At 36.7% G+C, this 23266-nt stretch carries 22 protein-coding genes; 19 read left to right on the top strand and 3 right to left on the bottom strand.

The features are described from left to right. Positions 1-52: 52 nt before the first annotated feature. The 9 genes from BUC07_RS19200 (at position 53) to BUC07_RS19160 (ending at position 10711) form a co-directional block, all read left to right on the top strand. Positions 53-1381: a 6-bladed beta-propeller gene (locus tag BUC07_RS19200; protein WP_073173730.1), complete on the top strand. Its 1329-nt coding sequence runs from the start codon at positions 53-55 to the stop codon at positions 1379-1381. Between the two features lie 29 nt (positions 1382-1410). After that, positions 1411-2535 (top strand): 6-bladed beta-propeller, encoded by a 1125-nt coding sequence (locus BUC07_RS19195; RefSeq protein WP_073173728.1) that lies wholly within the window; start codon positions 1411-1413, stop codon positions 2533-2535. Then, the gene (locus tag BUC07_RS19190; RefSeq protein WP_073173726.1) at positions 2508-3704 is read left to right on the top strand and encodes a 6-bladed beta-propeller; all 1197 of its coding nucleotides are present in this window, start codon (positions 2508-2510) and stop codon (positions 3702-3704) included. Before BUC07_RS19195 ends, BUC07_RS19190 begins: the two co-directional genes overlap by 28 nt. Before the next feature lie 124 nt (positions 3705-3828). Further along, on the top strand, positions 3829-4038 hold the full coding sequence (locus BUC07_RS19185) for a hypothetical protein (protein WP_139279659.1): 210 nt from the start codon (positions 3829-3831) through the stop codon (positions 4036-4038). 173 nt (positions 4039-4211) lie between these two features. Next, on the top strand, positions 4212-5303 hold the full coding sequence (locus BUC07_RS19180) for an efflux RND transporter periplasmic adaptor subunit (RefSeq protein WP_073173721.1): 1092 nt from the start codon (positions 4212-4214) through the stop codon (positions 5301-5303). 48 nt (positions 5304-5351) lie between these two features. Continuing rightward, on the top strand, positions 5352-6485 hold the full coding sequence (locus tag BUC07_RS19175) for a 6-bladed beta-propeller (protein WP_073173718.1): 1134 nt from the start codon (positions 5352-5354) through the stop codon (positions 6483-6485). Between the two features lie 208 nt (positions 6486-6693). Next, positions 6694-9921 carry an efflux RND transporter permease subunit gene (locus BUC07_RS19170; RefSeq protein WP_073173716.1) on the top strand — a complete coding sequence of 1076 codons (3228 nt, stop codon included), beginning with the start codon at positions 6694-6696 and terminating at the stop codon, positions 9919-9921. A 198-nt stretch (positions 9922-10119) separates the two neighbouring features. Beyond that, positions 10120-10515 (top strand): GxxExxY protein, encoded by a 396-nt coding sequence (locus BUC07_RS19165; protein WP_073173713.1) that lies wholly within the window; start codon positions 10120-10122, stop codon positions 10513-10515. Beyond that, positions 10505-10711: a hypothetical protein gene (locus tag BUC07_RS19160; RefSeq protein WP_073173711.1), complete on the top strand. Its 207-nt coding sequence runs from the start codon at positions 10505-10507 to the stop codon at positions 10709-10711. The genes BUC07_RS19165 and BUC07_RS19160 overlap by 11 nt, the downstream gene beginning before the upstream one ends. A gap of 128 nt (positions 10712-10839) precedes the next feature. Here the strand turns inward: BUC07_RS19160 and BUC07_RS19155 are convergent, their stop codons facing one another. From BUC07_RS19155 to BUC07_RS19145, 3 genes are all read right to left on the bottom strand, one after another. After that, positions 10840-11142, bottom strand: coding sequence for a type II toxin-antitoxin system RelE family toxin (locus BUC07_RS19155; RefSeq protein WP_073173708.1), 303 nt, complete (start codon positions 11140-11142; stop codon positions 10840-10842). Then, a complete protein-coding gene (locus BUC07_RS19150) occupies positions 11139-11381 on the bottom strand; it encodes a hypothetical protein (RefSeq protein WP_073173706.1) in 243 nt (80 codons plus the stop codon). The genes BUC07_RS19155 and BUC07_RS19150 overlap by 4 nt, the downstream gene beginning before the upstream one ends. An 88-nt stretch (positions 11382-11469) precedes the next feature. Beyond that, positions 11470-12234 (bottom strand): response regulator transcription factor, encoded by a 765-nt coding sequence (locus BUC07_RS19145; RefSeq protein ID WP_073173704.1) that lies wholly within the window; start codon positions 12232-12234, stop codon positions 11470-11472. Between the two features lie 273 nt (positions 12235-12507). On the opposite strand from BUC07_RS19145, the gene BUC07_RS19140 reads away from it, so the two are divergent. From BUC07_RS19140 to BUC07_RS20765, 10 genes are all read left to right on the top strand, one after another. Then, entirely contained in the window at positions 12508-13749 is a 1242-nt protein-coding gene (locus tag BUC07_RS19140) for a 6-bladed beta-propeller (RefSeq protein ID WP_073173702.1), read from the top strand. 289 nt (positions 13750-14038) lie between these two features. Next, on the top strand, positions 14039-15232 hold the full coding sequence (locus BUC07_RS19135; RefSeq protein WP_073173699.1) for a 6-bladed beta-propeller: 1194 nt from the start codon (positions 14039-14041) through the stop codon (positions 15230-15232). A 34-nt stretch (positions 15233-15266) separates the two neighbouring features. Next, positions 15267-16517 (top strand): 6-bladed beta-propeller, encoded by a 1251-nt coding sequence (locus BUC07_RS19130; protein ID WP_139279658.1) that lies wholly within the window; start codon positions 15267-15269, stop codon positions 16515-16517. A gap of 18 nt (positions 16518-16535) precedes the next feature. After that, positions 16536-17738, top strand: coding sequence for a 6-bladed beta-propeller (locus BUC07_RS19125; RefSeq protein ID WP_073173695.1), 1203 nt, complete (start codon positions 16536-16538; stop codon positions 17736-17738). A 70-nt stretch (positions 17739-17808) separates the two neighbouring features. Then, the gene (locus BUC07_RS19120) at positions 17809-18936 is read left to right on the top strand and encodes a 6-bladed beta-propeller (RefSeq protein ID WP_073173686.1); all 1128 of its coding nucleotides are present in this window, start codon (positions 17809-17811) and stop codon (positions 18934-18936) included. A gap of 332 nt (positions 18937-19268) precedes the next feature. Further along, a complete protein-coding gene (locus tag BUC07_RS19115) occupies positions 19269-20528 on the top strand; it encodes a 6-bladed beta-propeller (RefSeq protein WP_073173684.1) in 1260 nt (419 codons plus the stop codon). 110 nt (positions 20529-20638) lie between these two features. Continuing rightward, positions 20639-21673 (top strand): BF3164 family lipoprotein, encoded by a 1035-nt coding sequence (locus BUC07_RS19110; protein WP_073173682.1) that lies wholly within the window; start codon positions 20639-20641, stop codon positions 21671-21673. A gap of 139 nt (positions 21674-21812) precedes the next feature. Next, positions 21813-22103 carry a nucleotidyltransferase family protein gene (locus BUC07_RS19105; protein ID WP_073173680.1) on the top strand — a complete coding sequence of 97 codons (291 nt, stop codon included), beginning with the start codon at positions 21813-21815 and terminating at the stop codon, positions 22101-22103. Continuing rightward, complete coding sequence (locus BUC07_RS19100; RefSeq protein WP_073173678.1) at positions 22096-22443, top strand: HepT-like ribonuclease domain-containing protein; 348 nt, start codon at positions 22096-22098, stop codon at positions 22441-22443. Before BUC07_RS19105 ends, BUC07_RS19100 begins: the two co-directional genes overlap by 8 nt. 26 nt (positions 22444-22469) lie before the next feature. After that, positions 22470-22691: a hypothetical protein gene (locus BUC07_RS20765; protein WP_139279656.1), complete on the top strand. Its 222-nt coding sequence runs from the start codon at positions 22470-22472 to the stop codon at positions 22689-22691. Positions 22692-23266 lie beyond the last annotated feature (575 nt).

Raw genomic sequence — 23266 nt, 5'->3', positions numbered from 1 at the left:
AGACAATGGAATTATTAGTGAATTTTCAACCTGCTAATAACGGAGTTGAACAATGCCTATTAAAAATAAATCGTTAGTTTTTCAGCAAACCCTAAATAGAATTATTTATACAAATATGATTAAAAATATTATATGCCTAATAATGTCAGCAATGATGTTGGCTTGCACTAATAAATTAAAACAAGAAATTGACACATCAAATTATAAGTTAATTACAATTGATGAGATACCTGAAAATGCCGGATTAAAATACTCCGAGGTTTTTGATAGTATCAAGATAATACCTTTAGAAACTACAGATGAATCATTAATTGGACGGATTGATAAAGTAATTTATCATGACAACAGAATATACGTAATGGATCAGGTATTAAGTAAATCGGTTTTGGCTTTTAATAGTGATGGGAAATACTTATTCAATATAGGAAATAATGGGAAGGGACCGGGAGAATATGACGAACCCAATGATATTGCTATCGATCAGTTTTCTAATAAAATAATGATATGGTGCAATAACAACCGTAAAATACTTTCTTATTATTTTGATGGAACTTTTTTCGAAGAAATAAAATTAGATTATTTGTTCGATTCTTTTTCCGTTGTCGGTCCCGGAATATTTGCCCTTTATATTGACCGCACCAATTATGTTGACAATGGAATAAAAATAAAACATCATCTGCTCATAGTAAATAAGAGCGGCGAAGTTTTAAAGCATGAGTTTGAATTCGGTAATTTAACGAAGGGTGGATTTAACTTTTTTAATAACAATATTCATAGTTATAGTGTTTCTCCAGGGTATAGTAACTCAATATTTAGGATTGGCCCTGATAGTATATCCCTTAAATATCAAATTGAGTTTGGAAAACATACAATACCTGAAGATTTTTTTAAATTTCCTAAATATATTTTTAATGAGGAATTGGAGCATTCTGATTATGCTTTTCTTAAAAGTTTTTCTGAGTCCGAAAATTATCTTCTCTTTTCCTTTGTTTATAAATCAATGATATATAATGGATTTTATTTTAAAAAAGAGGAGAAGCTTTATTTTGCAAACTTGTTTTTAAACGATTTTGCGGGATTGGTTAAGGGAGGTGCCATTCTTACAGGGAATAACGATTTATTTTTAAGTTACTTTGAACCATATCAAATTGAATCCATAAAGGACATTTTAAACCGTTCACAAAATGATAATATCCAGATAAAGAATGAACTTCTGAATATGATTCAAAACTCTAATGTTGATTCCAGAATGTCGGAGTACAAAAATTTGATCAAATCTGCCACATTTTCTATTTCTAAAAAACAGAATGAAATAATTAATGCTATAAATCCGTCAGACAATCCGGTCTTAATATTATATTATTTGCGAAAAATCGCTTAATTAAGGCCAATGTTTTAAAAGTAAAAATAATGAAAAAAACATTACTCTTATTTGTTGTTGTGCTTGTAATTGGGTGTAACAAAAACAAAATGAAAGACTATTGTGCAGTTGATTTAAGCCAGACACTAAAATATGATATTTCAAATTATCCGAACGCAAAAAAATTGCCTGTTTTTGGAGAACAATATTTCATTCCGATGGAAACAACTTCAAACCCCAATAACATTCTGGGAGAAGTGAAAAAGATTAGTGCAAGTCAGAAATATATTTTTTTGGCTGATGATCAGAAAATTATATGCTACGGGTTGGATGAAAATTTGCAAAAAGGAACGATAAAATACACCATAAATAATATTGGGAAAGGCCCGGAAGAGTATTATAAGATTGAAGATTTTGCGATAAATAAACGGTTTTTATTTATCTACGACGTGCATAAAGTAAATTGTTATGACATAAATTCGGGTGAATTCATTAGCTCCATAAATCTGAATTTTGCTGCCAGAGAGTTAGCGGCATTAAATGATTATCTCGTTTTTTATGCCAGTTCATTTCAAAATCAACCTGAATACAACTATGAAATAATTGTTTTAAGTATAGATGGCAAAAAAGAACACAAATACTTTAAAAACAGCGAAAAGTATTTAGGATCGGTTGACGGAAGCCAGTTGTGCAGAATTGACAACGAGCTGTTTTATTGTTCCCCCTTTCGAAATATCGTTTACAAGTTCGACGAGCAAGCTTCTCCCCGCCCGTTTCTGTTACTTTCGGCAGACGCTGAAAATAAGGCATTCGACCTTACTGTCCGCGATGATATAAATAACCGGGACGACCTGAAGAATGGTGATTATTACTACAACTTTACAAGTCTTCAAAAGTTGAACGAATATTGGTCGATACGGTATTGCCACAATGGCAATTATTATACTGTTTATATCAATATTCAAAATCCGGATAAAGGATATATCGCCAGCACCTCATTTTTATCCCACACAGTTTATAAAAACCATCTCGTATCGCCAGTCGATAGTTGGAGTATCGCAAAATTTGACCCTCAATTATTTAAAGATGACACTACAGCCCTGAAAATGTACTCAAGAGTATTGAATGTAAATGAAAATGACAATCCATGCCTGTTAATAGAAGAAATTCAATAATAGTATTTTTATTACTATTTTCATGTAGCAACCCCAATAAAACAGAAATTAATGTAACGAATGCATTTAAACTGAAAAAAATTACGATAGATAAATTTCAGGAACCACTTCCCTGGCATGAATTTGCTGATACATTATTTGTTGTACCCCTTGAAACCAATGACGATTGCATAATCTCTAAAATTACCAGGATTACTTATTGGCAAAACAGATTTTATGTGCATGACCAAAGACAACAAGCATTGTATATTTTTAATGAAAACGGCAAGTTTTTAAATAAACTCGATAAACAAGGAAGAGGACCGGGAGAATATCTTGATTTAAGGGATTTTAAAATCGACAGCAAAGGGAATATTTATATTTTAACTTACAACAGGATGCAAATTTATTCCCCTGATTTAGAATACTTAGATGATATAAAATTCAAAATTTTTGATTCTAATGGTGATTTGTTTGGTGCAACCAAATTTGCATTTGCAGGAAAAAAAGGATTCTACCTTTGGAGAGGGAGCTTTGGAATTCATGCAAAACCAGAAAAAACTTCCTATTCTATGGTTAAAATCGATTTGAAAGGTAAAATACTGGAAAAATATTTTCCTCTTGAAAAGAAATTATATATGGGAACCCGTTTTTTTGAATCGGAAAACGGATATAACTTCAGGTATTTTACTGGTAACGATACTATTTATTGGCTTGATGAGAATAGATTATCTCCGAAATATTTTGTTGACTTTGGAGATAAATCATTGCCAACAGGTTATTTACCCGGAGAGTTTGGTGCCGATGTCGGCCGAACAATTAAGCAACCTGAAACCAGAAATTATGCCATTGATGTCGATAATGTATATGAAACAGACTCATTTTTATACTTTTCCTTCATTTATAAAGGGCACTACTATTTTACCATCTACAGTAAAAATTCCGATAAACATATTACACAACAAAATAAGTTTCAATATCCAATCTCGCCACAGATAGTGAGTTGTACAAAAAATAATTATTTTGTAAGTGCTCTCCCTGCATTTATTTGTCTTAACAGAATACAAGATTTGAAGAAATCTAAAAAAGCAGATTTCAGACCTGAATATGAAGCAATCATAAATAAGCTGGATAAGCTTAAGTCCTCGGATAATCCCGTATTATTTATTTTTTCAATAAAAGAATTCTGAAACGAGAAACGAGCAGGACGAAAAAATTGCCCTGATAAAGTATTCTACCGCCTGGTTTTTGTTGTCTTTTGAAAATGCACTGAACACTGTAAATTTTTGTACATTCGAAATAAAAAAAGAGATAATGATAGTAGAAAGACAAAATAACGAAATAATTGTCCGGTTCAAAGCCGGAACAAAAGCCTCGAAAATACAACCTATCCTCGGTTATTTAAAATATGAAGAACTGACTCTAAATTCTGAGGCTGATAATAATAATATTGACAGGCTGTTAAAAAAAATCAAAAAAGGAAGGTGGGAGAGGATCCAAAAAGAAATTGGTTGGGATGACTAAGATTGTTGTCGACTCAAATATAATTTTTCTTGTAATCTTTAATACGTAGTTTTTCTGTCTTGAAAGCATTAGCAGCCAGGAGCAAAACGAGGTTTAAATTTTATCCAGATAAGAATTATAAAGGAGGAATAATTTTTGTTAAATTCACAAACTAAACCGTTAACTATCGGCCCATGAGACTAAAAAACATAACCTTAAAACCCGCTTCGCTAATTAAATTAGCCGGTTACATTTTAATCGCTGTTGCTCTTATATCCTGCACCGGTACTGCCGGCGACGATTCGGAATCTTCTACAGAATCGCTTCCCGAAGAGAAAAACCTCGTAGATGTAATTGTGCTCGAGCGCGGAGATTTTACCCGTGAAATCATCAGCAACGGGAAGCTTTCAGCCATTCAAAAGGCGGAGCTTTATTTTAAAAATCCGGGAATCATTGAATCCATCAGTTACCGGAACGGACAAACAGCCCAAAAAGGCAGCGAACTGGCACGCCTCCAAAACGATGAATACCGTTTCAGTTTAGAAAAAGCTAAGGTTGCCATGGAGAAAGCCGAAATTGACCGGATAGATGCGTTGCTGAGTATGGGCTACAAAGATATAAACAGTGCCATACCCGAAGAACATCTGCGAATTGCCAATATTCGCTCGGGCTACAACCAGGCAAAAATACAACTGGATGAAGCACAACAGCAACTCCGCGACGCTTCGCTGGAAGCACCTTTTACCGGCAAAGTGGAAGGAATAAAGCAAAAAACGTTTGAAAAAGCCAATTCGTCGGAACCGTTTTGTACACTGATAAACGACAGCCGTTTTACCATCGGTTTTCCGCTTTTGGAAACCGAAATCGGCCAGGTGCAAACCGGCCAGAAAGTAACGGTTACCCCTGTGGCAGGAGCCAATGAAACCTCCGGGACGATTAGGGAAATTAATCCGCGTATCGATGAAAACGGACTGGCATGGATAAAAGCGGAAGTAAATAATCCGGACGGCTACCTCGAAGGGATGAATGTTAAAGTGAGCATCAAAAAATCGATACCCGGCAAGTTGGTGGTTCCCAAGCAAGCCGTTGTGCTGAGGCAAAACCAGGAGGTGCTTTTTCGATACACGGACGGCATTGCGTACTGGACCTACGTGAACGTACTCGACGAAAATGAACACTACTATTCGGTAGTTGCACGAGAGGGAGCCACGCTTGAATCAGGCGATACCGTAATTGTCTCTAACAACCTAAATCTTGCGCACGAAGCGGAAGTGGAAATTGAATAACAGCAACTTTTTTAACTGCTGCAAACGGCGGAATAAATATAAACACCGATGAAAAACCTTTTATTCTTAATTGTATTAATCGCTTCTTTTTTGTTTTGCAGTTGCCGGCAAGATGCGAATCAATTAAAAGTGGTTAAACTCGATGCTACGCAATCAGAAAAACTTGTTGCCGGAGAAGTTCAGAAAATCATCCCGCTCGAAACCACGGAATCATCACTTTTGAATAGCGTTTCGAATGTTTACATCGATTCGCAAAATGATCGCATTTTCATTCTTTCCGATTTTAATATTTATATTTTCAACACACAGGGAGAATATATTCGAAAACTGAAAAAAGGGAAGGGGCCGGATGAAGTGCAAATGGTTATTGCATTTGATGTAGATCCGAAGAGTAAGCGGCTTTACGTGCTGGATTTGGCTCACACAATTTGCATTTTTAACTATGCAGGTGATAAACTTGAAAAACGGAAACTGGAGAATTTCTACAGTTTGGACATTCACCTTCTGGAAGATGGAAACCTGTTTCTTTATCGCAATTACGTGGGTGAGAGTGAAAAGTATTTCACAGGCATCTACAGTTTTGAAGAGAACAAAGTCAGTCGAAAATTTATCCACGCTAATGAAAGTCCCTACTCGATTTTCTGTATCGGGAATGCGAACAGCTTTATGCAAACTGACAATCAGCTTTACTTTTACAGCTCAAACTTATTTGGATTGTACAGATTTGAAGCGGACTCTTTTCAAAAAGTCATTTCGTACGATCTCGGTAAAAAAGCGGTTCCTGCAAGTTTTTCAACAAAATATGTGGAATCACGGAAAAGATCAGCGTTTCACAGGGATGCAAAAGACGCCGGGTACGTTCCGTATTTACGCCGAACTTTTAAATTTGGCGGGTACTACTTTGTAATTGTCGATGATGAAAAATACAGTTGCTATGCCATCAATGAACAAAAAAGAAGCAACGTTTTTATGAACGGGCAGCTTTCTTCCTACTTCAATTTACCTGACTTTGAATCTCTTCGAACACCAGTGGGAATTCAGGATGATTTGATGATTTTGAGTTGTGCTCCGCTCGATTTTTTTGAAAACGGGATAGAAGAAAAAACGAAGCAGGTTGAGTTAGGAGGGAATAAACTGGAAGTGAATTACGATGATAATCCAATCTTGATTTTGGTAGAATGAATGATAAAATTTTATTATAAAATGGTACTAAGAGCATACTCTGAAAAGTCAATTCCAGCCACTAAGACGCTAATATACGAAGTTTTCACAAAGAATAATTTGCAGATAATTAGGCCTTTGTGTTTCTTAGTGTTTTCGTGACTTTGTGGCATATCTTCTTTTTTTTATTTTTCAGAGTGGACTCTACTAACTAAATAAAACTAATAAAATGGTCAAGTTCCTAATCCACCGTCCTGTCGCAGTAACAATGGCTTTTTTAGCTCTGTTGCTAATTGGTTTGGCAACCACCACCAGCCTTCCGGTTTCACTGATGCCCGACATCGATATTCCCGTGGTTTCGGTGCGGATTTCATCTGGCGGATTGCCTGCCCGGCAACTGGAAAACACAGTGGTAAAACCACTGAGAAATGTGTTGAAGGAAGTAAACCATGTGGAAGAAATGAAAAGTGAAACCCGCGACGGTTCGGCGTGGATTGAACTTCGTTTTCAGCACGGAACACCCATTGATTTGGCTTCGGTAGAGGTGAATGAAAAAGTAGACAAGGCTATGAATTACCTTCCGCGCGAAATGAACCGCCCCGAGGTCATTCGCGCCAGTGCGTCCGACATTCCTGTTTTTTACCTGATGGTCACTCAAAAAATCGAAGACCTTCCAGATTTTGCAGTTGCATCAAACAACGCTTCCACTTCCCCCTCTGGGGGGAATACAAGGGGGGCTTCTTCCCCCCTCCGGGGGGACCGAGGGGGGCTTGAATTAAGCAATTTCACCAGCCAGGTTATCCGCAAACGACTGGAACAACTCCCGGAAGTAGCACTGGTGGATATGAGTGGACTGCAAACGCCCGAGATAAAAATCACGCCACATAAAGCGTTTTTGCAAAGCGGCGCTTTTTCAATTGCCGGGCTCGAAACAGCGCTGCAGAACAATAACATCAATTTGGGCAACCTGCTTATTCGTGATGGGCAGTATCAATACAACATCCGGTTTAACACACGGCTGCGTGATGTTTCCGATATCGAAAATGTACCGGTCAACCTGAACGGAAAAGTCGTGACACTGAAAGAGATGGCCGCAATTGAATTGCAGCCCCGGAAACCTGCCGGGAATGTCCACTTTAACTCGGAAGATGCGGTTAGTCTGGCCATCATAAAACAGTCGGATGCAAAAATGGCCGACCTGAAAGATGAGCTTGAATTTTTGGTTACCCATTTCCGTGAAGATTACCCCGACCTCGATTTTGCCGTTACCCGCGACCAGTCGAAGCTTCTTGAATACTCCATCAATAACCTGGAGCAAAGTCTGCTGATTGGCGGGCTGCTGGCATTTCTGGCGATGTTCCTGTTTTTACGCGAACGCCGGGCGCCGTGGCTGATTGGAATCAGCATTCCGGTTTCACTGTTGATTGCGCTGCTGTTTTTCTACCTCGCCGGACTCTCCATCAACATTATCTCGCTCTCCGGTTTAATTCTCGGTGTGGGGATGATGATTGACAACTCCATCATCGTCATCGACAACATCACCCAGCACAGGCAACGGAAAATAACAAATAACAAAAACCAAATAACAAATAAATCCCAGGTAGCAAATTCCAAACAACAAACAACCCCGATGAATTTTTCTCCTAACGTTGAATTTCACGGGGCAGGCAAACCACAAACCACAAACCACAAACAATTAAACCGCTCCTGCATCAACGGTACCAACGAGGTAATCCGTCCGCTCATCACTTCGGTTCTCACTACCTGTGCGGTTTTTATTCCGCTCATTTTTATGAAAGGAATGGCCGGCGCCCTCTTTTTCGACCAGGCAGTGGCCGTGTCCATCGGGTTGATTGTTTCGCTTTTGGTTTCCATTACACTGCTTCCCACCTTGTACAGGTTGTTTTACAAAGGCCGCCAACAAAAGGAAGTAATAAACAAAAAGCTGCCCCGGTATTTTAGCTGGTACGAAAGCGGATTAAAGTTCGTATTGCGCCGCCAGGTTGCTTCGCTGGCAATTGTTGTGCTGATGTTGGTTGCGGCCGTTTTTTTAGGCCGTGAATTAAAAATCGCACAATTCCCTGCAGTGAGCCACGATGAAATCCTGCTGGAAATTGACTGGAACGAACCGGTCACGCTGGATGAAAACAACGCCCGCATCAGTGAAATGCTTTCGGGACTTCAGCCCGATCTCGTTTATGTGATTGAAGAGGCCGGGCGGCAACAATATTTGCTGAACAGCGGCGAAGAAGCCGGAACTTCGGAAAATAAACTGTTTTTGAAAGCGGCTTCACCCCGCGAACTGGACGAAATCACAGAAAAACTTTCATCGCTTTTCTGGCAGCGCTACCCGGAGGCAGATATCAGTTTTACGGAATCGGACAACCTGTTTAACCTCGCATTCGGAAAAACCGAAGCGCCGTTGATTGTCCGGTTTACTCATTTCAATCCCGGTCGTGAAGGTTACCTTGATGAGTTGGCTGAATTGCAAAAAAAGATGGGCACACTGTTTCCCGGAAAGGTGCAATCGAAACTGATTACCCGCGAACTCATCCTGCTGGAAACTGACCCGGAAAAACTACTCCTGTACCAGGTGAATAACACTGAACTTTTCAGGCAGGTAAAAAGTGCGTTCGATGCCAACACGGTTTTTACCATCAACGACAACAACACTTTCATTCCGGTGAGCATCGGCAACAGTTACGCATCCATTTACGAGATTGTACAAAATATAACGGTTACCAACGACAACGGCGAACAAATCCCGCTTTCGGGGCTGGTAAAAGTCAGCTCGGGAACCGGTCTGAAATCGATTGTGGCCGGGAAAGAAAGTGAGTATTTTCCGGTGCTGCTCGACATTGGTTCCAATGAATATTCCGAAGCCACCCAACGCATCGAAAATGAAATCACAAACGAGAATTTCGACATCAGTTACGGTGGTTCCATTCTTTCGGGAAAAGGGATGCTGAAAGAACTGTTGCTGATAATTGCGGTGAGTTTGCTGCTGCTCTACTTTATTCTGGCGGCGCAGTTCGAGTCGTTCGTCCTTCCGCTGATTGTGTTGTTCGAAGTTCCCATCGACCTGTTTGGTGCATTTCTGTTTTTGGCGCTGTTTGGAGCAGGAATCAACATCATGTCGGCTATAGGGATTATCGTGATGGCGGGAATCATTATCAACGACTCCATTTTGAAAATTGACACCATCAACAAACAAATGGATGAAGGCAACTCGTTGGTTCGTTCGATATTTATTGGCGGACAGCGGCGCCTGAAACCAATCCTGATGACCAGTTTGACGACCATCCTCGCGATGACTCCCTTTCTGTTTCAGAAGGGAATGGGCGCTGAATTGCAAAAACCACTGGCACTGGCAATTATCGGCGGAATGATTGTGGGAACCCTTGTGAGTTTGTACTTTATTCCGCTGATGTATTATTTGTTGAAAAGAAAAATTTAGTGAACTTTAGTGTTTTAAAGTTTTGATGGCAAAAAAAAGGCAAGGCCACTAAATCACAAAAGCACAAAATAACACGAAAAAGAGTTCAAGCTTTAATAAATAATTTAGTGAACTTTGGTGTTTTAGAGTTTTAGTGGCAATAAAAAGGAAATGCCACTAAATCACAAAAGCACAAAATAACACCAAAAGAATAATACGATGAAAAAATATGCACCGATTTCACCCGAATTGGAATCAATTGGAAAACTGATTGTTGATTCAGCTTACACGGTTCATAAAAATTTAGGTCCCGGGTTGCTGGAAAAAGTATATGAAATATGTTTTTGTCATGAGTTGGAAAAACGGGGATTAAGTTGCAAACGGCAACTGGACATTCCAATTGTTTATGACGGCCTGGAATTTAAAGAAGGTTTACGTTTGGATGTGTTGGTCGAGGATAATGTAATTTGTGAATTAAAAGCAATTGAAAATGTAAATCCGGTTTGGGAAGCCCAGGTTTTGAGCCATTTGAAACTGACGAACAAAAGATTAGGATATTTAATCAATTTTAATGTTGTAAATATTGGATCTGGTATAAAAAGGTTTGTTCTATAATTTATTGAGCTTTGGTGATTTAGTGGCAAAAAAAGAAGGGCCACAAAAGCACCAAAACACAAAATTGCACAAAGAAGAATTTGATGTATTAAAGAAAGATTTGGTGAGTTTTTTGTGTCTTCGTGTTTTCGTGGCAAAAAAAAGAAATGCCACAAAAGCACAAAAACACGAAATAGCACGAAAAGAGAATTCATGATTTTAAGGAAAAATTTAGTGAACTTTTGTGTCTTTGTGTTTTATGCCATTGGCATCACTATGTGGGTGGCAAAAAACGAAGAAAAGCCACCAAAGCACCAAAGCACGAAATAGCACGAAAAAGAAAATCTATTTATCCTTTTTCTTTAAATTTGTCTGCATTTTTTTATCGTAAGCCTGTCCGCGCGGAACGAGGTATTCAAAAATTACGGTGTTACCGTCGGGTTTTATTCGCAGAAAAAAGAAAGCCCTTAAATCGCCAATCCGCAGCCGGTAAATATTTTTGAAACCAACCAGTTTTTCGCAGTTGGTTAACTGGCTCACGTTCTCCGCTTGTTTGGTTTCAATAATTGTGGTTTTCACTGAATCCGGCATTTTACCAGACAAATTTTTAACGGCCTTTACAAAAGCTTTGGAGTACTCCACTTTCATAATCCAAGCCAGTTTTCAAATTCTTCTTTCTCGCTGCTGCTGATTACCTCTTTCCCTTCGGGGTAGTTGTTTAGTAGATAAGAGTAGAGTTGCGAGTCGCGAATATTTTCAGCCAAATCGTCAAGCGAATGTTCTATCAGCGCTTTCAGGTTTGTACCTTCTTCAGCCGCTTTTATCGATAATATTTTAAACGTATCCTCCTTTATATCTATAATTTTCCTTTTCTTTTCATTTTTCATGTTTAATCTCCTTTTTCTACAAAGATATATTATATATACGGAATATACAATTGGAGTTAACTGTGACGTTTCAGTTGAAATCTAACCGCTAAATGAGGTTTTGCTTGCTGGCAAAAAATACTGCCTCGGCAGATGTACTGGCATTTAGCTTTTTTAAAATCTTTGTTTTGTGGTTTTTCACTGTAGAGTCCGAAATCCCGAGTTTTTTGGCAATTGCATTGGTGCTAATGCCGATTGCAATATATCTTAAAATTTCTTTTTCCCTGTTTGTTAGCTTCTTAATTTTTACCTGTTCAAATACTTTTTCTTCAATATTCAGATTATACCGCGTTTTGTCATCCTGCATAATAATATGAACATCGCCTGGTTCTTTCCGGGTGGATAGCGTTACCAGGCAAATTGCCATCCAGATATTTCCATCATCGGTTAAAATCAGGGGACTAAGTTTGTGATTAATCATTATCACACTTTGGTTGCCTTTATGCTTTAACCTGAAATCGTACGAAATTGTGGCTTTTTCGCGTCTGCTTACGGGTAAATTGTAAAAGAAATTGAAACCTGTTTTATTTAGAAGAAGCAACAGCTCCAAATCGTCGGACGGCACACACAACGGATAAAAGTCATATCCGAGGTTCATCACTTCTTCCTGTGAGTATCCGGATAAAAAGAGTGGGTTTGGTGATACATAATGAAAAGACTTTTTATAATAGTCAACAATATAGAAGCTTAAATCGTAGAGTTTGGTTAACGCCTGTAAAGCTTCCAGGTAATGTTCCACTTTACGGTAATTCTCACTCCCGATATACCTGGTTTGCTGAATGGGATCAAAGAAGCTGGATGAGATGTTTTTCATTTTAGGTTTGATTATTATTCACTCAACAAATATAATAACCCATAGTCTATTTGCACTATACTTTTAAAACAAATATTGTGAAATGCGCTTGTGGCAAATAATTACAAATGATTGTATATGAGTACTTTGTTTTTAATTTGTCGCATTTCTGATACAATATTATTACTCAACAAATTTGTCCAAAAGTCCTATTGTTTTTCTAATGTTTTCCGGGTAATTTGGAAGTGTAAAAACTCATAAAATAACTGTACCTGGAATTATAACCAAAACGACATGAAAAAAACAAATTTCGCCATTCTTTTCAAATTATTTCTTTTATTAACTCTTGCAGTAAGCACTGCATGCAGCAGAAAAGCGAAAAATGAAACACATGAAACCGACTCATTTTACACAATTCCCTTTGCCGAGATTATTAAAAACCAGCGGGAAGTAAAATTATCGGAATTTGCAAATGAAGTGGAATTTATACAGCTTGAAAACACACCGGAAGCCTTGATTGGAGGTGTATTTGATTTGAAACTTACAAAAGACTATATTTTTATTAATTCAGGCAGAAATCCTGTTATGCAATTTTCTCGTGATGGGAAGTATTTACAATACATTGGAAAAACGGGAAGAGGCCCTGGAGAATATGATCTTTGCCGTAAGCTTTCTGTCGATGAAAAGAATGAGCTAATTTACATCCAGGCCAATGCAAACCGTAGCATGTTGGTTTATAATTTCAACGGAGAACACATAAAAACCATTCGGTATCCGGCGATGGAACGCCTGAGTAATGTGTGGAGCAGGGATAGTTTACTGGTTAGTTTTCAGGAGCCAATGGAAGGAAATGAACCTTATGTTTTTATGGAGCACAACGAACCGGGGGATACTCTGCAAGCAATTGTAAACCAAATATTTTGGAACAATGACGAACAATATTACAATATGTATTTGAATTATCTTAAGGCTTTTTATCGCTTTGACGACAAACTTCATATGAAGGGTTGGTATAACGACACGGTTTATACTTATGATGAAAATAACAAGATTGCCCCCAAGTTTTTTATCGATTTAAAAGAACACAAGCTTCCGGATGATTTGATATACGAACGAAAATGGACCCGGATGTTGCCCGACAATCTCTGCTGGGTAGATGTACTCGAAACTTCAAATTACATTTTTATTCCTTATGGTTATCATTTCGACATCGTCAATATGAAACCAACAAAAGAAGAAGAGGGCTGTGTTTTGTATAACAAAAAAACCAAAGAAGGAGTGGCTGTTGAAGAAGCCAAACAGTGGGGATTTTTCGACGATATTTTCGGCGGCCCAGATTTCAAGCCAATATATACAAACGATACATTAGCTATAATGCCTATTTCTTCTGCTGAAATGAAAATGTACCTCGAGTCGAATGAATTCAAAAATCGGGATGTCATATTAACGGAAGAAAAAGAAAAGCTAATTCAGTTAAACAAAACGCTGAAAGAAGAAGACAACCATTTTGTGGTACTGGCGAAACTGAAAGAATAAAATGACCGATAAAAGAATTTAGTGAACTTTAGTGTTTTAGAGTTTTGTGCCATAGGCATCACTATGGGGGTGGCAAAAAAGAAGACAAGGCCACTAAAGCACAAAAACACGAAATTGCACGAAAAGAGATCAAATTATTGAATAACAGTTAGAATGATATTAAAAGTCAATGCTGATAATGATGATGAAAGAAGAAACCGATTAATAAATAAAAACCACCGTTCAATAAATGATGCTTTGAACTGAAAAATTAGATAGTTATCTTTTTAATAATCAAAAACCAAAACCGATGAAAAGAAATCTAAAAATTCCAACAAAATGTGTCCTTTTATTATTTGCTGTTCTTTTCAGCTTCGCTTGTTCTAAAAACAATAATTCAGGAGAATTAAAATCAATTAACATCCTGGAGGCAGAAAAGTCGGAGTTAAATATTTCAGAAATTGCTGAAAGTATCGAATATCTTCCTTTGGCAGGTGATTCCGTTCTGGCTACGATTATGAAAGTGGTACATGCAAATGGAGATTATTATGTGAAAGACAACAAATCTAAATTCCTGCGATTCGATAAAAACGGGAATTTGAAAAATCAAATCGGGCGAAGAGGAAAAGGTCCGGGAGAATACAGGTATGTCAGCAATTTTGTGGTTCATCCTAATGGAAATGTTTATATCAGCGGCGGTAAGGAAGGGAAAATTATGGTGTTTTCTCCTGAAGGTAAATTTCTTCGCACCTTCGACATTTCCCAGAAATACGTAAGCAATTTCGAGGTTTTTAACGATAATTTTCTGCTCTATTTTGGTCCGGGAGCAGAGCACATTCCGGAAAATATGGAAATTGTTGACACCAATGGTACGGTTCTCAAAACCTTTACAAATCAATATAAATTTGAAAGAGGAAAAGCCATTCTTAGTTTTACTGGCGAATGTATAATGTATCCGCTGAACGGGAAATTGTATTTCAAAGAAATTTTCTCGGACACACTGTTTTATTTTGATGGAGAGGAAAAGATTCCAAAAATAATCCTGAACTCCGGCGATAATCGTTTTTCGCCGGAAGCACGAACAAAAGCCATTAAAGATCTAAGTGCCGATCCGAGGAATCCGAGTAATGCACTGATTGAAAGTGTCATTCAGCGTAGCCTTTTTGAAAGTTCCAGGTACCTGTTTTATAGTTACGGATTTAATAAGAAGGGACATATTTTAATTCTGGATAAAAAAAGCGGGCAACAAACAGAAATTGACAGGGAAGTTGGAATACGAAACGATTTGGATGGCGGCCCAAACATTACCTTAAAAATGAACAAAAATGACAATACCATTTTAGCCTGGGTAGATGCCTTTGAATTAAAATCCCATGTTGCATCCGAAGCTTTCAAAAACTCCACCCCAAAATACCCCGAAAAGAAAAAAGAACTGGAAGAACTGGCCGACAGTTTAAGTGAAAACGACAACCCGGTTTTAATGTTGGTGAAACTGAAAGAGTGATTGATAAATTGTGAAAATGATAAATGGTTAAATTGTGAAACTTTTGATGGGTAAAAACCTTGCAATAGTGTTTGAGAGGAATGTGATCATTCCTTGTCTTTTTGTGATTGTAATTTATTTATTCTTGATGATTGGATATAATAAATCTGTGTCAGCACAGGAACAGGTAGTCATTAATCCAAAAATAAATTGTAATAATGAAATTTTATTTTCTGATTTATTCGCAGATATAAATTATATTCCACTTGAAACAAAAATCGAAAATTTAATCAGCGAACCATCAAAAGTACGTATAACAGACAGCTTAATATTTATTAAAAATCATAAACCGCCTGCTTTACTGGTTTTCAATTATAGCGGTAATTTTATTGCAAAAATAGGAAGAGAGGGAAGAGGTCCTGCAGAATATAATTGGTTAAGAAGTTTTTGCATTGATGAAAAAAACAGACATGTTTTCATTTATAATAAGTATCCCGATAAGCTTTTGATTTATAATTACGATGGAACTTTTGTAAAAAGCCATTCATATAAGAAGGATATTTATATGAATGATATTGAATTTTTTTCAGATGACAAATATGTATTGATGAGAGATAACCGAAATGGGGAAACACCTTTCAGTTATGAATTTTATACAAGTAACCACCAGCTTATTGAAAAAAAGATAAAACCTCTTTCATTTTCAATGAAAGGCTCATTTGGGTTAACCGAAGCATTTAGCTATTATGCATATAATAATATCTTCATAGTTAAGGAAAATTTGTTAAACGATACGTTATATTCCATTTCAGAATCTTTAGAATTTGTTCCTCGCTATGTTTTTAATTTTGGAAGATTAACCTTTCCGGTTGAAGTACAAATAAATTCATGGGAAATTGCACTGAAAGCCCAAAGCAATGGATGGGAATCAGGCAGTGAAATGGATAAATATATAATGCCGGCAGGTATTTTTGAAACTCATGGTCATATAATTTTGTGCTACAGGCTGAATGAAAAATTTCACTGGGGATATTATAACAAGAAAACGAAAAAAGCATGTTCTTATAAAAATTGGGGAATTAGAAATGATTATGACGGTGGGCCGGATTTTCACCCTATTTATCAAAAAAATACCCTAATGCTTGGTTTTATACATGCTTACGAGTTCATTGAACATGTTAATTCAAAAGCTTTCAAAAACTCCACCCCCAAATACCCCGAAAAGAAAAAAGAACTGGAAAAACTGGCTAATAGTTTGGATGAGAATGACAACCCGGTGCTGATGCTGGTGAAACTGAAAGAATAATTTCAAAAATAATTCAAAATGAAGAACCTAACTATTTTACTCTCGCTGATTATTGTCTTATTTTCCTGCAAACAAAAAAGGGAAGTAGATAATATTGTTGACCTTACCTCAATCATTGAACCCAATGTTACCAATTTATCTGAACTGGGATCAGAAATAACGTACATTCCTTTGGAAACAAAGGCGGGTTCATTAATAAAACGAATAGACAATTTAATTTATGAAGACGAATCATATTTTTTAGGCTCAGTAAATAGATCCCCATTACCTGAAGATGGTAGTCCATCTTTTGCACGGTCAGGTAATGAACTCTACCGATTTTCAAAAAACGGAAAATTTCTTTGCCAAATAGGTCGCGAAGGAAGAGCTCCTTCTGAATACACAACCATCAAGGATTTTTTCTATAATGAAAGCAACAATACAATCGAAATTTTTTCTGGTAAAGAAATCAACGAATTTTCGTTGGATGGAATATGGAAAAAAGACATAACGGTTGAATACGACCAGTTGGCTGCGTTAGGTTATACCAATAATCAGTTTCTTGGATTTATCAGTAATTCAGCAGGGCAAGACAAGTATAGCTTTGTTCTGCTCGATGCGAATGGCCAAATGATAAACAGATTTGAAAACAAGTATAAGTTTACTCCAGCACAGGGTATTTTTCACCCGTCTGAATGTATATTTTATCGATACGAAGGTATTTTACATTGTAAAGAGCTTCATTCCGATACTATTTTTTCTTTTGATGATGGAACTTTTATACCCAAATATATTCTAAAACAGGGTGAAGCAAAATATACACCTGAATTGAGAGAAGATGAACAATATATCTTTAAAAATCGCGACAAAATTATTATTCAAAAAAATGCATCTGAATCAACAAACTATCTATTTTTTCAGTACGATTGGCAAAAAAGGGATAACTTTTTCATTCAAAACAAATCAAATGGGACTCAATATTTAATCGATAACGGGACAGGGCTGGTTAATGACCTGGATAATGGACCAAACTTTAAAATTCAAAATACTGTAACCGTTGATGGTATTGAATACATGATTTCCTGGATTGATGCATTTGAACTCAAAGCCCACGTTGCTTCCGACGAATTCAAAAACTCCACTCCCAAATACCCCGAAAAGAAAAAAGAATTTGAAAAACTGGCCAACAGTTTGGATGAGAATGACAATCCGGTGCTGATGCTGGTGAAACTGAAAGACTAATATTTGTATGATTCGTGTAATCCTAAATATCTTACTATTGTCTGTGTCATATTTTTTTGTAAATGAGAATATGGTAGGCAATCAGGCAGATAGCGTCAAATCCAGTTTGCACAAAAGTGACTCAAATCTAAGTTTGCCGATAATTGATTTAACAGATATTCCTGAAAAAGAAACCTCGGTTAATGTCAGTCAGTTTGCTTCAGAAATTACCTATTTGCCTCTCGAAACAAAAAAGGAAAGCATGATTGGCCCGGCCGTAAGATTTCATTTATTTGATTCAATCGTAGTGAGTAGTGCTCATCATCAGATATTAATATTTGATTCGGAAAATGGTAAATTCTTGCAGTCCATTGGCGAATATGGCCGCGGCCCGAATGGCTTTATGAATTCTAAATCTTCATACCTTAAAAAAGGACAATTAATAATTACAGCCATAGGGTGGGACTATCATTTGATAGAATTCTCTGTTGACGGAGAAATTGTCAATAAATTGAAACTGGATAAATATCCCAGGGATATAGCATGGTTAAGTGATAACTTGTATGCCGTTTATTACAAAAAAGTTTATAATTCTGATAGTTTACGATTACAGATATATGACATCAAAAATAATAAAGTTGTCTCTGCACTTTATGACAAAAGAAAATTTCAATATACACCAGCGCGAACCACAAATTATGGTGCTTTTTTCTATTATTACAACAATGATTTATCGATTAAAGAATATTTTAACGATACCGTGTTTCGGGTTGCCTCGAATAAACTGATTCCCGCATTTATATTTAAATCAGGAAAGTATAGCCCGCCTTTTTTCGAAAAGCATAAATTTGACTATACGCAGTATCATAACATTCGGTACATTTTAGAAACGGAACATCTGATCTTTTTCCAGCTATATTTTAAAAAGCGGGGTTATTTCTGCTACTATGATAAACGTACTAAAAAGGTTGCGATTCCAAATTACAAAAATTTGAAAATTAATGGATTTGAAAATGATATTGATGGGTTTATGCAGTTTCGCCCAACATCATTAAGTAACAGAAATGAACTGATTGGTTTTTTGGAACCATACAAGATTTTACAGTGGTTTAAAGAAAATCCGGATAAAGCTGCAAGACTCCCTCCGCATGTTCAAAAACTGAAAAATATAAAAGAAACCGACAATCCGGTGGTTGTGATAGCAAAGCTGAAAGAATAAGTCGCCAGTGTTAAGAGACGGCTGGCAGGAGAAAGAATTTAGTGAACTTTAGTGTTTTAGAGTTTTGTGCCATAGGCATCATTATGTGGGTGGCAAAAAAAGAAGGAGGGCCACTAAATCACCAAAGCACGAAATAGCACAAAAGAAATTTATTTGTTTGAGATTGTTTGAAGTTGTTCGAAATGAAACTCAACCCATCAAACCTCTCGAACTCTCAAACTTATCGAACTGCCGAACCTTCAAACTTTTCAAATTCTCAAATAAGCAGTTTTGTTTCAACTAAAACTTTAGGTATGATATTTGTTTGATTTTCAAAAACTAAAATCTGTCCGATGAAACTACTAAAAACCGTATTTCTGTTAACCGCTGTTTTATTTGTGGCCTGCCAGTCAAATCCATCGAAAGAAGAAAGTGCTTCGAATCAACCCGAAAATCAAAGGGCAAAAGACCAGTTTTTCACCATCCACTTTGCGGAAATTGTAAAAGAAAAACGTGATGTGATGCTGTCGGAAATAGCCGAAAATGTTGATTTTGTTCAGTTCGAAAACAATTCAGAGAAAGCTTTGCTGGGCAGGATTAGCGATATTCAAATTACACCAAACTATATATTTATTAAGCATTCAGGGACAGGACTCCTAACTCAATTTAATCGAAATGGAAAATATGTCAGGCACTTTGGGACTCTGGGGCGAGGTCCCAGAGAATATGCTTTAATACGCAAATTTTCGCTTGACGAACAAAACAAACTGGTTTACATTCACACAAACTGGACACGAAAAATTCTGGTTTACAACTTTGATGGTGAGTACATAAAAACAATCAAATTTAAGGCAGTTGAGCGAACAAATGTAACCTGGAGCAGGGATAGCTTGCTTATAAGTTTTGGTGAACCTCATGTGGGTAATGAACCTTATGTTTTTATAGAACATAATGCAACCGGAGATACTCTTCAAACCGTTGCAAATCATAATTTTTGGGATAGCAGCGAATCGAGTAATTCCATGGTGGGTTTTTGGGGCCAGAATATTTTTTATCGGTTTAATAACAAACTTCACATGAAGGGTTGGTACAACGACACTGTTTATTTTTATAATGAACAGAATAAAATAGTCCCTAAGTTTTTTATCGATTTAAAAGAACATAAAATTCCTGACGATCTGGTTTACGAACGAAAATCAAGCCGCCCCATGCCAAAGAATAGTTATTGGATAGGAGTTCACGAAACGCAAGATTATATATTTGTTCCGTATGGATCGCATTATAACATACAAACCCGAAAACAGTTAAGCGACGATGAAGGATGCGTTCTCTACAATAAGACAACCAAAATAGGAGTTGCTGTAAATGAAAATGAAATTGGCGGTTTTATAAACGATTTAACTGGTGGCCCTGATTTTAAACCCTTATATACGAGCGATACCACCATTTACTTATCAATTTCGGCACTGGACATGAAAATGTACCTCGATTCTGACGCATTCAAAAACCGGGAAGTTAAATTTCCGGAACAAAAGGCTAAACTGGCAGAACTGAACCGAACTTTGAAAGAAGACGATAACCACTTTTTAATGGTGGCTAAACTGAAGAAATGATAGCGTTACAAAATAACCTGAAAATGGATGACAACGACGTGCTGTTTATTGGGGAAATGTGAAAAGTAAATTGATGGCTCACTTAATATCATATTAAAAAATACAATACAATGAAAAAAACGGTAACACTGATTTTGATTTTTTTCGTATTTCATTTTATTGTCTCTGCGCAAAAAGAGGTCCGTTTTGATTTAGATGATTTCCCCAAAACCGAGGCATTAAAAGGAGAACGTATTACATTTGATCCTCCTTTAATGGATCCATGGAAAATGGAACTGGCCGATTCATTGTTATTTCTATTGGGATCGGGAACCGAAAAAGCAGTTGATGTTTACAATTTACATACCCGGAAAAAGATGACCCAATTTTGCAGGCGTGGCCGGGGCCCGGGAGAAATGATCTTTCCTTTTTTAATTCAATATATTCAGAATTCTGATGATGCTGTGGTGCACGATTTGAACGGGAAAAAAGTGATTATTTATTCCCTGAAGAAAATCCTGGCGAAAAATCCGAACAACTATTCGAAAGTTGTAAATGTCGATTCTTTATATCCACGAAAGCTTGTTAAAATTTCCGGCGACAGGTTTTTTGTCACACTTATCGGACATCCGGATGCATACATGAACTGCCTTTTCGATATGGACGGAAATGTAGTAAAAATGCTAAATAAATTCCCCGATCCCGGTATGGAGAATAATAATACGCTGGCTTCCAATCTCTATCAAACAAACATTTCTGCTTCACCCGATTTGTCGAAAGTAATCCTCTCATACGCTTACTGGAGGTGGATTGAAATATTTAATGATCGTGGAGAATGCATAACAAAATTTATAGGGCCTGATTTTACAGTACCAGATTTTGTTCGCAGGAAAAACGGGTTGATTCTAACCTCGAGAAACAGTGTTGCTTATTGTTATGCCGCAACAAACAACGATAGTTTCATCATTCCGTTTTCCGGAGAAAAAGCGAAAATGGGCGGATCCAATTTTTATAAATACGCTTTGCATTTGGGTTACGACGGTGAACTGATTTGTAAATATACATTTGATCCTGTTGTTTCCGATATTCAAATAGATTGGAAAAACCGCATTATTTACGGGTTAAATAAAGAACTTGAACCAGTGGTTTATAAATACCATTTTTAATACAGGATAATATTTATAATTGTTTTGATTGTGCGTTTCAAACCCAGCCCCAATGTTCCACGGCTTCCTGATGCATGGCTCAATTAAAACTCCGTTAAAATCGCAATATAAAAAGTAAAAAATTGTAAATTTGAACAAAATGAAAACACTGAATGATATAAAACAGAAGTTGACAGACCGTAAATCCGACCTTTTCTCCAGGTATCCGTTAAGGTCATTAGCTATTTTCGGCTCGTTTTCACGCGAAGAGCAAAACGAAGTAAGCGATCTGGACATTATTGTTGAATTCAATGAAAAGATAGGAATACGTTTTATTGATCTTGCCGATGAGCTGGAAGAAATTACCGGCATTAAAACAGATTTGGTTTCGAGAAAAGGTGTGAAAGAGAAATACTTTAAAATTATAAACAAAGATCTTATCTATGTCTGAACGAGATATAAGTCTTTTGCTTGGTGATATGCTGGAATCTGCTTTGAAAATCAAGCGATACGTTGAAGGTATGGATTACGAGTCGTTTATTTCAGATGAAAAATCAGTTGATGCCGTTGTCCGAAATTTTGAAATTATTGGAGAAGCTGCAAATCGCATTGACCCGGATTTTAAAATTCGTAACCCCGAATTGGAATGGAAACGAATAAGAGGCTTCAGAAACAGAATTATTCATGAATATTTTGGAATTGATTTCGAAATTGTCTGGACCATAATTGAAGAAGATATTGACAATTTAATAGACTGGCTTGAGGTTCTTGTCAATGAGAAAAATGAATAATAATATTAAAGATAGAACTAGAGCCAATGAACAAACCGACAAACAACAAACCTGCCTTCTCCCCCTTCTCCGTCATCGTTGTTTTCCTTGCGCTGATGATTATTGGGATGGCGTTCATTCCGGTGCTGGATGTACGGTTTAAACCCAGCCGGAACCTGCCGCAACTTTCCGTCCGGTTTTCGTGGCCCGGTGATTCTTGCAAAAACACAAATAAATGCTTAATCATCAGTAATTTGGGTTGTTTCTAAATTCGAAAATATTGCCCTCTCCATTTTGAAAAAAAAATAATAAATTGTAAATTGTTGATGAAACTTAAATAAACGCCATTAAATTTTAACGAATAGCATTATGCATTAAACACATCAATTCAGAAAAATAAACAACGACACTACCAAGAACCAATAAATTTTAACTGAGAGATGGCACGCTTTTCTATCCATCATATTTCAAATAATAGTTGTACCGGTACAATAAAAAGGGGCGGTAAACTTTTACCCGCTAAAGTATTATCAGTTTACTGCCCCGTGTACCACCTATCCCGATAGCTATCGGGAGAAAGGAGGTGATGTGACAAAGATAAACAAATAAAACTTTTCAGAAACTACGGTTTCTTTTCCTGTGAAATGATACATCAGGATTTAAATATTAATAGAAATTCTTAAAAAACAATAAGAGATGAAAAAAATATCAAAATTAATAGGTATAGTATTTTTATTTGTGTTATTAAGTAGGGTTTGCTGAAAAACTAACGATTTATTTTTAATAGGCATTGTTCAACTCCGTTATTAGCAGGTTGAAAATTCACTAATAATTCCATTGTCTG

Source organism: Tangfeifania diversioriginum, from assembly GCF_900141875.1.
In the GTDB taxonomy this organism is placed as follows: domain Bacteria; phylum Bacteroidota; class Bacteroidia; order Bacteroidales; family Prolixibacteraceae; genus Tangfeifania; species Tangfeifania diversioriginum.
The sequence above is the reverse complement of the archived record's forward strand: the minus strand, read 5'-3'. Positions and strand labels throughout refer to the sequence as shown.